Annotated in this window: 14 protein-coding genes; 8 read left to right on the forward strand and 6 right to left on the reverse strand. The window is 70.1% G+C overall.

What is annotated here, in order from left to right; all coding sequences use genetic code 11:
- Positions 1-180: 180 nt before the first annotated feature.
- The 4 genes from pnp to GGQ83_RS05610 all read left to right on the forward strand — a co-directional run bounded on the left by pnp (position 181) and on the right by GGQ83_RS05610 (position 4,550).
- Positions 181-2,382 carry a polyribonucleotide nucleotidyltransferase gene (pnp, locus tag GGQ83_RS05595; protein WP_184382677.1) on the forward strand — a complete coding sequence of 734 codons (2,202 nt, stop codon included), beginning with the start codon at positions 181-183 and terminating at the stop codon, positions 2,380-2,382.
- Positions 2,383-2,469: 87 nt separating this feature from the next.
- Positions 2,470-3,870 carry an NAD(P)H-dependent flavin oxidoreductase gene (locus GGQ83_RS05600; RefSeq protein ID WP_184382679.1) on the forward strand — a complete coding sequence of 467 codons (1,401 nt, stop codon included), beginning with the start codon at positions 2,470-2,472 and terminating at the stop codon, positions 3,868-3,870.
- A gap of 93 nt (positions 3,871-3,963) precedes the next feature.
- Positions 3,964-4,164 carry a YgaP family membrane protein gene (locus GGQ83_RS05605; protein WP_184382680.1) on the forward strand — a complete coding sequence of 67 codons (201 nt, stop codon included), beginning with the start codon at positions 3,964-3,966 and terminating at the stop codon, positions 4,162-4,164.
- Between the two features lie 65 nt (positions 4,165-4,229).
- Positions 4,230-4,550 (forward strand): ArsR/SmtB family transcription factor, encoded by a 321-nt coding sequence (locus tag GGQ83_RS05610; RefSeq protein ID WP_184382682.1) that lies wholly within the window; start codon positions 4,230-4,232, stop codon positions 4,548-4,550.
- 218 nt (positions 4,551-4,768) lie between these two features.
- On the opposite strand, the gene GGQ83_RS05615 is transcribed toward GGQ83_RS05610, so the two are convergent.
- The 5 genes from GGQ83_RS05615 to GGQ83_RS05635 form a co-directional block, all read right to left on the reverse strand.
- The gene (locus tag GGQ83_RS05615; protein WP_311727324.1) at positions 4,769-5,050 is read right to left on the reverse strand and encodes a cupin domain-containing protein; all 282 of its coding nucleotides are present in this window, start codon (positions 5,048-5,050) and stop codon (positions 4,769-4,771) included.
- A gap of 106 nt (positions 5,051-5,156) precedes the next feature.
- A complete protein-coding gene (locus GGQ83_RS05620) occupies positions 5,157-6,092 on the reverse strand; it encodes a dihydrodipicolinate synthase family protein (RefSeq protein WP_184382685.1) in 936 nt (311 codons plus the stop codon).
- Positions 6,089-6,592, reverse strand: coding sequence for a YcgN family cysteine cluster protein (locus GGQ83_RS05625; protein WP_184382687.1), 504 nt, complete (start codon positions 6,590-6,592; stop codon positions 6,089-6,091). The genes GGQ83_RS05620 and GGQ83_RS05625 overlap by 4 nt, the downstream gene beginning before the upstream one ends.
- Positions 6,593-6,709: 117 nt before the next feature.
- Positions 6,710-7,549, reverse strand: coding sequence for a sugar phosphate isomerase/epimerase family protein (locus GGQ83_RS05630; protein ID WP_184382689.1), 840 nt, complete (start codon positions 7,547-7,549; stop codon positions 6,710-6,712).
- A gap of 73 nt (positions 7,550-7,622) precedes the next feature.
- Positions 7,623-8,498 (reverse strand): lipid-binding SYLF domain-containing protein, encoded by an 876-nt coding sequence (locus GGQ83_RS05635; RefSeq protein WP_184382690.1) that lies wholly within the window; start codon positions 8,496-8,498, stop codon positions 7,623-7,625.
- A gap of 250 nt (positions 8,499-8,748) precedes the next feature.
- On the opposite strand from GGQ83_RS05635, the gene GGQ83_RS05640 reads away from it, so the two are divergent.
- Positions 8,749-9,177 (forward strand): hypothetical protein, encoded by a 429-nt coding sequence (locus tag GGQ83_RS05640; RefSeq protein WP_184382692.1) that lies wholly within the window; start codon positions 8,749-8,751, stop codon positions 9,175-9,177.
- A 4-nt stretch (positions 9,178-9,181) separates the two neighbouring features.
- Here GGQ83_RS05640 and GGQ83_RS05645 read toward each other — a convergent pair whose 3' ends face one another.
- Positions 9,182-9,811 carry a histidine phosphatase family protein gene (locus tag GGQ83_RS05645; protein WP_184382693.1) on the reverse strand — a complete coding sequence of 210 codons (630 nt, stop codon included), beginning with the start codon at positions 9,809-9,811 and terminating at the stop codon, positions 9,182-9,184.
- A 45-nt stretch (positions 9,812-9,856) separates the two neighbouring features.
- Between GGQ83_RS05645 and GGQ83_RS05650 the strand changes: the two genes are divergently transcribed.
- From GGQ83_RS05650 to GGQ83_RS05660, 3 genes are all read left to right on the forward strand, one after another.
- The gene (locus GGQ83_RS05650; RefSeq protein WP_184382695.1) at positions 9,857-11,119 is read left to right on the forward strand and encodes an AmpG family muropeptide MFS transporter; all 1,263 of its coding nucleotides are present in this window, start codon (positions 9,857-9,859) and stop codon (positions 11,117-11,119) included.
- 75 nt (positions 11,120-11,194) lie between these two features.
- Positions 11,195-11,551, forward strand: a complete 357-nt coding sequence (locus GGQ83_RS05655) for a DMT family protein (RefSeq protein ID WP_184382697.1) — start codon at positions 11,195-11,197, stop codon at positions 11,549-11,551.
- A 295-nt stretch (positions 11,552-11,846) separates the two neighbouring features.
- Complete coding sequence (locus tag GGQ83_RS05660) at positions 11,847-12,350, forward strand: type III secretion system chaperone family protein (RefSeq protein WP_184382698.1); 504 nt, start codon at positions 11,847-11,849, stop codon at positions 12,348-12,350.
- Positions 12,351-12,591: the final 241 nt, after the last annotated feature.

The raw sequence follows: 12,591 nt of genomic DNA on the forward strand, positions 1-12,591 counted from the left end.
GGCGCCTCCGGCCACATGGCCTTGCCGCGGGTGCGTGCACCCCGGCCCCATGTCCCCCGAGACGCCGAGAGCCTCCCCTTCTGCTGGGCGGTCGGGTGGACGAACTGCCTTCCTGCCGCGTCGCGCACATCCATGCCCCGCACGGGCCCATCCGGGGCCGGGGGCAAGCTAGGACGACGCATGTTCGACAACTACTTCCGCAAGGACATTCCCTGGGGCGGCCAGATCCTGACGCTCGAGACGGGCAAGATCGCCCGCCAGGCCGATGGCGCCGTGATGGCCCGCCTGGGCGACACCATCGTGCTCTGCACCGTGGTCGGCAGCCGCAGCGTGAAGCCCGGCCAGGACTTCTTCCCGCTGACCGTGAACTACCAGGAAAAGGCCTTCGCGGCCGGTAAGATTCCAGGCGGCTTCTTCAAGCGCGAAGGCCGGCCCAGCGAGAGCGAGACGCTGATCTCGCGCCTCATTGACCGCCCCATCCGCCCGCTGTTCCCGGAAGGGTTCCGCAACGAGGTGCAGGTGATCGCCACCGTCCTCAGCCATGACCTGGAGAATGACCCGGACATGGTGGCGCTGGTGGGCTGCTCCGCCGCGCTGACGCTGTCGGGCATTCCCTTCTTCGGCCCGGTGGGCGGCGCGCGCGTGGGCTTCATCGACGGCCAGTTCGTGCTGAACCCGACGGCGGCGCAACGCAAGCTCTCCAAGCTCGACCTCGTCATCGCCGGCACCGCCGAGGGCGTGCTGATGGTGGAGAGCGAGGCGCATGAGCTGAGCGAGGACGACATGCTCGCCGCGCTCGAGTTCGGCCACAAGGGCTTCCAGCCGGTCATCGAGGGCATCATCGCGCTGGCCGAGGTGGCCGCGAAGGAGCCCTGGGACCTGGCCGAGGCCGACCCCGCCATGGCGGCGCTGAAGGCCCGCATCGCGGAACTGGGCACCGCCCAGATGGCCGAGGCCTACAAGATCACCGACAAGCAGGCGCGCCAGAAGGCCGTCTCCGAGGCGAAGAAGGCCGTGATGGCCGCGCTGGAGTCCGAGGGCGCCAACACCGACGCCGCCAAGGGCATGATGAAGGCGCTGGAGGCCGATGTGGTCCGCGGCGCCATCCTCGACACCGGCATCCGCATTGACGGCCGCGACACCAAGACCGTCCGCCCCATCGTGGCGGAGGTGGGCGTGCTGCCGCGCGCCCATGGCTCGGCCCTGTTCACGCGCGGCGAGACCCAGGCGCTCTGCGTCGCCACGCTCGGGACCGGCCAGGATGAGCAGGTGATCGACGCGCTGGCGGGCGAGTACCGCGAGAACTTCATGCTGCACTACAACTTCCCTCCCTACTCGGTGGGTGAGACGGGCCGCATGGGCAGCCCCGGCCGGCGTGAGATCGGCCATGGCAAGCTGGCCTGGCGCGCCATGCACCCCGTGCTGCCGGAGAAGGAGAAGTTCCCGTACACGATGCGCATCGTGTCCGAGATCACGGAGAGCAACGGCTCCTCCTCGATGGCGACGGTGTGCGGCACCTCGCTGGCGCTGATGGATGCGGGCTGCCCGCTGGCGCGGCCGGTGGCGGGCATCGCCATGGGCCTGATCAAGGAAGACCGCGGCTTCGCGGTGCTGAGCGACATCCTGGGCGACGAGGACCACCTCGGCGACATGGACTTCAAGGTGGCGGGGACCGAGGCGGGCATCACCAGCCTGCAGATGGACATCAAGATCACGTCCATCACCTTCGACATCATGAAGACCGCCCTGGCACAGGCCAAGGATGGCCGCATCCACATCCTGGGCGAGATGGCCAAGGCCATCACCGGCGCCCGCACCGAGATGGCCGCGACCGCCCCGCGCATCACGATCATCAACGTGCCCAAGGACAAGATCCGCGAAGTGATCGGCACGGGCGGCAAGGTGATCCGCGAGATCGTGGAGCAGACCGGCACCAAGATCGACATCGAGGATGACGGGACGATCAAGATCGCCTCCTCCAACCCCGAGGCGACCCAGGCCGCGATCGACCGCATCAAGGGCATCACCGCCGAGGCCGAGATCGGCGCCATCTACAACGGGAAGGTCGTGAAGACCGCCGAATTCGGCGCCTTCGTGAACTTCCTGGGCGCCAAGGACGGCCTGGTTCACATCTCCGAACTGGCCAATGAGCGGGTGAACCGCACCACCGACATCGTCAAGGAAGGCGATGCCGTGAAGGTAAAGGTCATCGGCTTCGACGACCGCGGCAAGGTGAAGCTCTCCATGCGGGTTGTGGACCAGGCCACGGGTGCCGATATCACCGAGCAGGTGGGCGAGCGTCGCCCGCGCGAAGGCGGCGAGGGCGAGGACCGTCCCCGCCGCGAGGGCCGCGACCGCGGCCCGCGCCGCGAGCGCGACTGAATCACGACCAAACCGGCCGGTGCCTCTTGCACCGGCCGGGATCGTGGTAACGTAACTGTCAGAAGAATTCTCCCGGGGTAGGTCGCCGTGAAGGCCATCAATACAATCCGCATGGGTGGCGTGGACGTGCTGCCCCTGGTCGAGGGCGGCAAGGGCGTCGCCGTCAGCAATGGGCTGACCGCCGGCGCCTGGGCGGCGGCTGGCGGCGTCGGCACCTTCTCGGGCGTCAATGCCGACAGCTACGACGCCGAGGGCCGGACCATCCGGCAGGTCTATCACGGCACCACCCGCCGCGACCGGCACGAGGAACTCGTGGCCTATGGCATCGCGGGCGGCATCGCCCAGGCGCGCGAGGCGCGGGATGTCGGCGGTCCCGGCGCGCGCATCCATATGAACATCCTGTGGGAGATGGGCGGCGCCGAACGCGTGGCCCGCGGCGTGCTCGAAGGCGCCAAGGGCATGGTGAACGGCATCACCTGCGGCGCGGGCATGCCCTACAAGCTGGCCGACATCGCGCGCGACTACGGCGTGCACTACTACCCCATCGTCTCCTCCGCCCGCGCCTTCTCGGCGCTGTGGAAGCGCAGCTATTCCAAGGTGAGCGAATGGCTGGGCGGCGTGGTCTATGAGGACCCCTGGCTGGCCGGCGGCCACAACGGGCTGTCCAACAGCGAGGACCCCCGCAAGCCCGAGGCCCCCTACGATCGCGTCCGCAAGCTGCGCGAGCAGATGCGCGCCTTCGGCCTGGACGAGACCCCCATCATCATGGCCGGCGGCGTCTGGTGGCTGGAGGAATGGGAGGACTGGCTCGACAACCCCGAGCTCGGCCCCATCGCCTTCCAGTTCGGCACCCGCCCGCTGCTGACCAAGGAATCGCCCATCAGCGATGCCTGGAAGAAGCGGCTGACGGAGCTGCAGCCCGGCGACGTGCTGCTGCAGCCCTTCTCGCCCACCGGCTTCTACTCCAGCGCCGTCCGCAACGAATTCCTGTCGGAGCTGGAAGCCCGCAGCGAGCGCCAGGTGGCCTACACCATGGAGCCCGTGGGCGAGCACACGGCGGAACTCGGCATCGGGCCGCGCAAGCGCCTGGTGTGGCTGACCCCCGGTGATCGGGCGCGGGCGGAATCCTGGCTTTCGGCCGGCTTCACCGAGGCCATGCGGACGCCCGACAGCACGCTGATCTTCGTCACCCCCGAGAAGTCGCGCGAGATCGTGGATGACCAGGTGGCCTGCATGGGCTGCCTCAGCCATTGCCGCTTCAGCAACTGGACGCAGATCGAGCCCGACTATTCCACCGGCAAGAAGGCCGACCCGCGCAGCTTCTGCATCCAGAAGACCCTGCAGGACATCGCCCATGACGGCAGCCTGCAGGACAATCTGATGTTCGCGGGCCACAACGCCTACCGCTTCGGCAGCGACCCCTTCTATTCCAACGGCTTCGTGCCGACGGTCCGCCAGCTGGTGGACCGGATCATGACGGGGCGTTGATCCGCATCAAGGCGCGGGGCGTCGCCTTCCATCAGTCTTCGCGCAGATAAGGCGGCGGACCTCTCCGCCGCCCTGGCGAAGGGGATGAAGGCGATGTTCGCAACCAATGTGGGTGGCCTGGACCGCATGCTGCGGGTCGCGGTGGGGCTGGCGTTGATCGTGGCCACCCTGGCCGGGCTCATCGGCATCTGGGGTTGGGTGGGCGTGGTGCCGCTGGCCACGGGGCTGTTGCGGACCTGCCCGCTCTACACGCTTCTGGGCATTCGCACCTGCCCGATGGCAAAAGGGGCCTGACGCGCCTCGCAATTCCGCGTAATGATCGCGGGATGGACTTCCAGGCAAACCCAGACCCCGGGACCATGCTCCCCGCCGCGCTGCCGCCTGAGATGGAGGCGCGCGCGGGCGAAGCCGCGCAATTGCTGCGCCTGCTGGCCAATGAACGTCGGTTGCTGCTGCTCTGCCACCTCATCACCGAGGGCGAGGTCACGGTGGGGCGACTGGCCGAGATGGTGGGGCTGTCGCAGCCCGCCATTTCCCAGCACCTGGCGCGGCTGCGGGCGGATGGGCTGGTGGCCACGCGCCGTGCCGCCACCACCATCCATTACCGCGTGGCCGACCCGCGGGTCGGCCGCATCATCCTGACCCTGCGGGACATCTTCTGCCCGCCGGAGCCGGGTTGAGGCGCCGCGTGATCGCCGGAGGGCAAGGCCCGGAGGCGTGAATCACGCGTGAGGCAAAGCGTGATCGCCGCAGGGCGAATGCCCGGAGGCGTGAATCACGCGGCTGGCAAAGCGTGATCGCCGCAGGGCGAATGCCCGGAGGCGTGAATCACGCGGCTGGCAAAGCGTGATCGCCGCAGGGCGGATGCCCGGAGGCGTGAATCACGCGGGAAAGAAGCTCAGCCCGGCCAGGCCTTCACCTCGGTCTCCACGAAGCTGAGCGGTCCGGGGCCGGCATTGACCACATTGTGCTCCACCCCGGCGGGGCGGCTATAGGCCACCCCCGCCTTGAGCTGCGCCTCCGTGCTGCTGCCATCGGGGAATTCGATGTGCAGCGTGCCATCCATCATCGGCACCACGACATAGAGCCAGCCGTGGCGGTGGAAGCCCGTCTCGGCGCCGGGTTCGAAATCCCAGCGGATGACGCGGATCTTGTCATCCTCCAGCTGGGGCACGGGCACGGCGGGGGGGCGGCAGCGCAGGGGTTCGCCTTGTCTTGCCATCGGATTCACGCCGTCGGTCCTCCTTCGCTTCGCTCCGTACGCCCTGCGGCGATCCGATGGAGGCTCACTCCGCCGCCTGCTTCATCAGCCCCGGCAGGGGCAGGGCGCCGGCGGCTTCCCAGGCGGCCCAGGCCTTGTCGGCATCGGCCTTGGACAGCGGCAGGTGCGGCGGGCGGATGGTGCGCCAACCCGCGTCGCCGGTGCTGCGCGCGATGATCTCGCGCAGGCCGGGGATGAGGGCCACGCTGGTCGCGGCCTTGCGGGTGGCGGTCAGCATGGCCTGCGCGGCGTCCGCCTCCGCGCCCGTGCGCTTGGCGTAGACGATGCCGCCCCAGTGGGAATTGCCGTTGGAGGCGGCGGTGATGCAGCCCGCGCCGCCCTCGGCCAGGATCTTCTGGAGGAACTCGTCGCTGCCCGAATAGACCTCGAAGCCGCGCGAGGCGAAGGCGTCGATCATCGCCTTCATGTTCGCGTAGTCGCCCGAGGAATCCTTCACGCCCTTGAACACGCCCGGATGCGCGTCCAGCAGCCGGCCGATGACGCTCAGGCTGAAGGGCACCGCCGACTGCTGCGGGAAGTTGTAGAGATAGAGCGCGATGCCGCCGCCGACGCGCTTCGCCACCTCGTCGAAGAAGGCGAAGATGCCGTCATCGGAGGGGTTCTTGTAGTAGAAGGGCGGCAGCAGCAGCACGCCGCGGCAGCCCTGGGCGCGGGCGTGCTGCGTCAGTTCCACGGTCTCGGTGATGGAGGAGACGCCCGCACCCGGCATCATGGTGGAAGCCGGCACGCCGCGCGCGATCAGCCCTTCCAGGATGGCCTTGCGCTCGGCCGTGGAGAAGCTGTTGGCTTCGCCCGTGGTGCCGAGGATGCCCAGGCCGTTGCAGCCATTGGCCAGCAGCCATTTGGCGTGGGCGGCCATGCGGTCGAGGTCGGGCGAGAAATCCTCGCGCATCGCGGTCAGCACCGCGGCGTTCACGCCGCCGAACAGGGCATCCTTCATGGGGCAGTTTCCTCTGTGAGTGAGCCGGGCAGGGGCCTTGGCCCCGCCCGGCGTGGCCAGTCGCCCGGCCAGGTGGTGATGTGGTCCTCTAGCGCGCCCGCCTCGCGCTCCGCCACCGTGCGGCCGCGCACGGAGACGCCGGCCCGCACCACGCTCTCCGGGTCGCCGGAGCGGAGCGGGTGCCATTCCGGCAAATCCCGCCCCTCGGCCAGCAGGCGGTAGGCGCAGGTGGGCGGCAGCCAGTCCATGCCCGCCAGCCGCTTGGGCGTGAGGCGGACGCAGTCCGGCACGCGGGCGCGGCGGTTGGCGTAGTCGGTGCAGCGGGCCGTGGCGCGGTCGAGCAGGCGGCAGGCGACGTCGGTGTGGTGCAGCTCCTCCGTGTCGGCGTCGCGCAGCTTGTGCAGGCAGCAGCGGCCGCAGCCATCGCACAGGCTTTCCCACTGGGCGCGCGTCATGCGCTCCAGCGGGACGGTCTTCCAGAAGGGCAGTTCAGGGGCCACGCCCCTTTGTAGATCAGAATGTGGACCGGCGTCAGATCGCCCTCGGTGGAATCACCGAGGGCGTGAATCTGCCGCTCAAAGGTAGCTGAAGCGTGAGCGAGCTGGCTCGCTCGCGCTTCAGCGCGCCAGCCCCGCGGCCGTCAGGAAGGCGGCGCCCTCGCGGATGCGGGCGTTCTCCTTCAGTTCCAGCTTCAGCCGGGGCGTGGTGCCATGCGCGGCCATGACGCCCGCGATGGCGCGGAACACGGCGGGCCAGGGGATGTTGCCCTCGCCCGGCACCCAGTGGCGGTCGCCATAGCCGTCCGTGTCCTGCAGGTGGATATGGTCCAGCAGATCGCCGGCGGCGGTGATGTAGTGGTCCACGGGCGGGGCGCCGGTGCTGCCATGGGCGTAGTTGGCATGGCCCGTGTCCACCGAGACGCGCACATGGGCGCTGGCGAAGCTGCGGGCGAGGAGCACGCGCTCCATCGGGTCCTTGTCCTCGATGTTCTCGATGACCAGCACGACGCCCAGCGATTCGGCGCGGCGCACGGCGGCGCCCATGGTGTCGTGGCTGAGGTCCAGCACCTGCTGCCGCGCCGCCTGGTCATGGCCGAGATTGTTGTAGCCCCAGGTGGTGTAGGGGCTGTGGACCACCATCATGGTCGCCCCCAGTTCGGCGCAGGCGTCGAGGCCCTGGTCCAGCCGCCGCCGCACCACGGCGCGGATCTCGGGGTCCTTGGAGGCGATGGTGAAGCCCCAGAAGGGGCCATGGATGCCGAGCCGGCCCTTGTGCCCCTCCAGCAGGGATTTCGCGCGGGCGCAGCGGGCGCGCCAGTCGCTGTCCAGCACCTCGGTGCGGCAGAAATCCTGGAGTTCGAGGTCGCGCGGCTGCTCCAGCAGCCAGTCCCGGTGGTCGGGCAGGTCCTCGACGTTGAGGCAGGCGCCGAGCAGGGGAAGGGTGGGGGTGTTCGACATGCCACCGAGCCTCCGTCACCCCCGCCCGCCGCGCAAGGCGGGGGGGGATGACGTCTGCGTGAAACCCGCCGCCTCAGCGCGCGATGGGCGACAGCGGCGCGCGGCCCACGCCACTGGGCGCGGGGCCCGGGGCGGGGTTCACGAAGCCGGAATCGGCCGGCGGCGGCGGGGCGAAGGCCGGGCTGGGCGCGGGCGCACGGGCCTGCGTGCCCGCTCGCAGCAGCGCGGCCCGCAGCGGGTCGGCGCCCGGGTTATGGACCGTCATGTTCCGCACGATGTCGCGCGCCACCACGGCGCGGCCGTAATAGGCCTGGTCCCATTCGGGCTGGGGCTGCAGCACCGTGCCGTCCAGCGCCACGCCGGCATACAACCCGCGCGAGCGGGAGAAGGCCACGAGGTCCGCCCCCAGCGCGGTGGTGATGGCCCCCTCCACCGCGCCGCCCACATGCAGCACGGCCAGCGAGGCATCGGCGCCCAGCGTGAATTGCCGGTTGATCATGGCGTCCAGCGCGCGGTCGTTCATCACCAGGATCAGCGTCTGGCTGTCGCGGATGCCGGCCTGCAGGCCGAAGCTGGCCGAGCCCAGCACATAGAAGGCCGGCGAGGACCAGGAGCCGGCCGCGTCACGCCCCAGCAGCACGCAGCCCCCGCCCTCGCCGCCCGCGAAGAAGGCGGCGCGGAAGCGGCGCGGGCAGACCACGGCGCCGCGGGCGCGCGGCAGCAGCGTGGCGGCGTTCAGCCGGTCATTCTCGGATGAGAGGATGTCCTGCACGGACAGGGCCGAATTGTCCACGAGGCGTTGCGGCCCGGTGGCGCCGGGCGGGCCGGCGCAGGCGGCCAGTGCCAATACTCCCACCATCGTCAGCATGGGGCCAAGCCCCAGCTTGCGCAGGATATTCCGCCCCGGAAGGCGCGGCGAAACCAGGTTCCGCCAGATAAGGTTCCGCATGAGTTTCCCCCGATAACCCCCGCTATCACCACTATTCCTAGACGCAAACATGGCACAGCGAAAGCCAATTGACGGTGCGGGCGTGGCAGCGGAGCATAGGCCATGCCCGGGAGGGGCATCGCGCCTCGCCGCGGTCGCGCATGGCCGGCCCGCAAGCCCTTCGCCTGCGTCGCAAGCTTGGGGAGGTTCCCTTGGCCAACAGCGGCGCGGCCGCACAACATGGCATCTTGCCATGCCAGGAGCGCCAGGGATGTTCATCGACAGGGCCGTGGGGATCGGCTGGGGGCGGCTGCTGATGGGCTTGGTCGCGGCCTCGGTGGTGGCGACGTTGGCCTTCCCGTTGCTGATCCTGCTCGCGATGGGGCTGACGGAGGGCAAGTGGAGCGCGCTCGGCGCCCCGGGTGATGTCCTTCCGGGGATGCTCGTCCTGCTGCCGGTCAGCTTCGCCATGACCCTGGCGGCTGGGCTGCCGGTGCACCTCGCGCTGGCCGCGCTGCGCCGCCAGGGCTGGCCGGCCTACGCGCTCGGCGGGACGCTGGCCGGGGGCGGGCTGATGTTTTTCCTGGGCGGAGGGGGGCATGCCCTCGATCCGGTCCAGCTCCTGGGCGCCGCCCTTGGGTTGGCGGCGGGGCTCGGGTTCCGTGCCGTCTGGCGCCCCGTGCCGCCCCGCGAGGGGTAGGCCTTCAGCCCTCGCCCGGGAAAGGCCACGGCTCCTCGTTCACGCCGCTGACGCGCCAATGCGCCCCGTGCTTCTCCAGCGTGGTCAGCGAAAGGTTCTTCACCGAGAAGGCCAGCGCCTGCTGCGCCGAGAGCCCCATGGCGTGCATGATGGCGGCGCGGATGCTGCCGCCATGGGCCACCACCACGGCGTCATCGGCCTCGGCCGCCAGGCGCTCGATCACGGGGCCGACGCGGCCGCGCACATCCTCCAGGCTTTCGCCGCCGGGCGGGCGGGTTTCGGCGGCATGGGGCCAGAAGGGGTGGGGTGGTTCCAGCAGGCGTTCGGTCAGCGCCTCATGCGTGATGCCCTGCCATTCGCCGAGGTGCTGTTCGGCCAGGGCCGGCTCGATGGCCACCTCCTGCTCGGGGTAGCCGGCGGCGAAGATGGCGGCGGCCGTGGCGCGGGTGCGGGCCAGCGGCGTGGTCACCCAGCGCGCGGGACGCGGCAGCCGGGCGGCGAGCCAGCGATAGAGCGCGGCCTCCGCCTCCAGTTGCGCCTCGCACAGGCGCACATCCATGTCGCCATAGAGGATGGCGCGGGCCGAGGGCTCCACCAGGGCGTGACGGACGAGAAAGAGGCGCGAGACGGACATGCGCGCGATGTAGCGGAGCGGCCGCGCGCCTGATAGCCAGGGCGGATGCGCGCATTGCTCCGTGACCGCCGATTCCTCGTCATGCTGGCCCTGGGCTTCTCGGCCGGGGTGCCCCTGCCGCTGACGGGCTTCGTGCTGCGGCAATGGTTCGCGGAGAGCGACATCCCGCTGGCCGCCATCGGCTTCACGGCGCTGATCGGCCTGTCCTACTCGCTGAAATTCCTCTGGGCGCCGGTGCTCGACCACGCGCCGCCGCCCTTCTTCGGGCATCTGGGGCGGCGGCGGGGCTGGCTGCTCTCCATCCAGCCGCCGCTGATGCTGGCCATCGTCGCACTCGGCTGGACCAACCCGGCGACCGCCGCGGCGGTGACGGCGGCGGTGGCGGTGGTGGTGGCCTTCCTCTCGGCCAGCCAGGACATCGTGATCGACGCCTACCGCATCGAGATCCTGGGCGAGGAGGAACAGGGCTACGGCTTCGCCTGCTATGTCTGGGGCTATCGCTTCGCCATGCTGGCGGCCAATGCCGGCGCGCTGGGCATGGTGGGGCTGGTGGGGTGGGACGGCGCCTTCCTCTATTGCGCGGCGCTGGTGCTGGTCGGCCTCATCGCGGCCCTGCTGGCGCCGGAGCCGGAGGCGCCGCCGCGCGTGAAACTGGCCTGGGGGGCGCGCCTCAAGCTGGCCGTGGTGGACCCCTTCCGCGACTTCATGCAGCGCCGCTACTGGCTGGCCATCCTGCTCTTCATCGCGCTGTTCAAGCTGGGCGAGGCGCTGGCGGGCATCATGACGGCGCCCTTCTACCGCTCGCTCGGCTTCACGCGGGGCGAGGTGGCGGCGGTGGCCAGCGTGTTCGGCCTGATGATGACGCTGCTGGGCGTGCTGGCCGGCGGCTGGTTCGTGTCCAAGATCGGGGTGGGCCGCGCGCTGATCATCACCGGCATCCTGCAGATGGTGTCAAACCTGATGTATGTGGCGTTGAACGAGGTGGGGCGCGACATGGGCATGCTCTACGCCCAGGTCGGGGTCGAGAACTTCACGGATGGCCTGGCCGATGCCGCCTTCGTCGCCTACCTGACCAGCCTCACCAACCGCGCCTTCAGCGCCACGCAGTATGCGCTGCTCTCCTCGCTGGCGGCCGTGCCGCTGCGCTTCCTGGGCGGGTGGTCCGGGCAATTGGCCGAGGGCATGGGCTGGACGCCCTTCTTCCTGCTGACCACGGTGGCGGCCCTGCCCGCGCTGTGCATCATGCTGTTCCTGCTGAAGCGGCTGCCGCCGCCGCCGCGCGCCCCGACCGCCGCCGCGACGGGCTGAGGTTTCACGCGCCGAGGCTGGTCCCGACGCGGCCGAGGGTGAAAGAGTGCGCGGGCCCATTCCGGAGCCCGCCGCATGTCCCTCCTCGCCTCGCCCTACGTCGCCACGCCGCTGCTGCTGGTGGCGAGCAACATCATGATGACCTTCGCCTGGTATGGGCATCTGAAGGCGCCGCATTGGCCGCTCTGGGTGGCGGTCCTGGTGTCCTGGGGCATCGCCTTCTTCGAATACTGGCTGGCGGTGCCGGCCAACCGCATCGGCTATGGCACCTTCACCGGGCAGCAGCTGAAGGTGATGCAGGAGGTGATCACCCTCTCGGTCTTCGCCGTGTTCAGCGTGATGTTCCTGGGCGAGGCGCTGCGCTGGACCTATTTCGCCGCCATGGCCTGCCTGGTGGCGGCCGTCATCTTCATCTTCTTGCCTGTGGATTGATACAGCGGCGTGAAATTCCTGGGGAAAACCCCCTGCCTGGCGCATGGCGGCCCCGCCCAGGCCCCGTAAGGGGTTGCGGCGCGGGAATCCGGTGCCATACCCTATCGGTGGTGGCGTTGCGCCGCCTGACCCCCCACCGCTTGCGTCAAGCGCGCAAGGTGGCCGGGCCGGACCCGCGGGGGAGGGTTCGTCACGGGGCAGGCCGCCCACGGGCCCGACGGAGGCCCCCACCCGCACCCCCCGCGCCGCCCGGGCCGGAGGTGCGTTCCTGACCGGGTTCCAGGGGGAGTGCCACATGTCCGAAATGCTGGCCGAGATGACCGAGCGCGCGACAAACCCGCTCGATGTTCTGGAACAGATCGTCATGGCGCATGAATGGACCTTCGAGCGCCGCTCCGACGGGGAGATGGCCGCCGAGGCGCCAGGGAAATGGTGCAACTACACCCTGTTCTTTTCCTGGGCGCCCGAGATCAGCGCCATGCATTTCTCCTGCGCCTTCGACGTGAAGGTGCCCACCGGTCACCGCGCGCCGCTGTTTGAATTGCTGGCGATGGCCAATGAGCGCCTCTGGATCGGCCATTTCGGGCTGGAGGTGGAGGAGGGCGTGCCCGTCTTCCGCCACGCCGTGCTGTTGCGCGGCGCGCCGGGCGCCAGCGCGGAAAGCCTGGAGGACATGGTGGACATCGCGCTGACCGAATGCGAGCGCTTCTACCCCGCCTTCCAGTTCGTGCTGTGGGGCGGGAAGAAGCCGGGCGAGGCGCTGGATGCCGCCATGCTGGATTGCGTCGGAGAGGCTTAGTTTACACCCTCAGGCGCCGGGCGCCTGATTTTCCGCCCTCAGGCGCCGGGCGCCGCCTCCGGCGGCTTGGCTTGCGGCGCGCGGCGGGAGCGCCAGCCGCGCGGGTGAGTGGGCGCCGCCGGCCGCTTTGCGGCCGGATGCTGTGAGGGTGCGCTGATGCTGGCCGGGGCGTGCTTGCCCGACGCCAGCTTGGTGAGGGGCCGCCTGCTGCCCGTCCATCCGACGCAACCGGGCATGGCCC

It is taken from the genome of Roseococcus suduntuyensis (assembly GCF_014196305.1).
Classification (GTDB): Bacteria; Pseudomonadota; Alphaproteobacteria; order Acetobacterales; family Acetobacteraceae; genus Roseococcus; species Roseococcus suduntuyensis.

What these genes read in the sequence shown, in the direction of transcription:
- pnp (WP_184382677.1), top strand. Translation starts at nt 181, where the DNA reads ATGTTCGACAACTACTTCCGCAAGGACATTCCCTGGGGCGGCCAGATC.
- GGQ83_RS05605 (WP_184382680.1), top strand. Translation starts at nt 3,964, where the DNA reads ATGTTCGCAACCAATGTGGGTGGCCTGGACCGCATGCTGCGGGTCGCG.
- GGQ83_RS05610 (WP_184382682.1), top strand. Translation starts at nt 4,230, where the DNA reads ATGCTCCCCGCCGCGCTGCCGCCTGAGATGGAGGCGCGCGCGGGCGAA.
- GGQ83_RS05620 (WP_184382685.1), bottom strand. Translation starts at nt 6,092, where the DNA reads ATGAAGGATGCCCTGTTCGGCGGCGTGAACGCCGCGGTGCTGACCGCG.
- GGQ83_RS05630 (WP_184382689.1), bottom strand. Translation starts at nt 7,549, where the DNA reads ATGTCGAACACCCCCACCCTTCCCCTGCTCGGCGCCTGCCTCAACGTC.
- GGQ83_RS05635 (WP_184382690.1), bottom strand. Translation starts at nt 8,498, where the DNA reads ATGCGGAACCTTATCTGGCGGAACCTGGTTTCGCCGCGCCTTCCGGGG.
- GGQ83_RS05640 (WP_184382692.1), top strand. Translation starts at nt 8,749, where the DNA reads ATGTTCATCGACAGGGCCGTGGGGATCGGCTGGGGGCGGCTGCTGATG.
- GGQ83_RS05645 (WP_184382693.1), bottom strand. Translation starts at nt 9,811, where the DNA reads ATGTCCGTCTCGCGCCTCTTTCTCGTCCGTCACGCCCTGGTGGAGCCC.
- GGQ83_RS05650 (WP_184382695.1), top strand. Translation starts at nt 9,857, where the DNA reads ATGCGCGCATTGCTCCGTGACCGCCGATTCCTCGTCATGCTGGCCCTG.
- GGQ83_RS05655 (WP_184382697.1), top strand. Translation starts at nt 11,195, where the DNA reads ATGTCCCTCCTCGCCTCGCCCTACGTCGCCACGCCGCTGCTGCTGGTG.
- GGQ83_RS05660 (WP_184382698.1), top strand. Translation starts at nt 11,847, where the DNA reads ATGTCCGAAATGCTGGCCGAGATGACCGAGCGCGCGACAAACCCGCTC.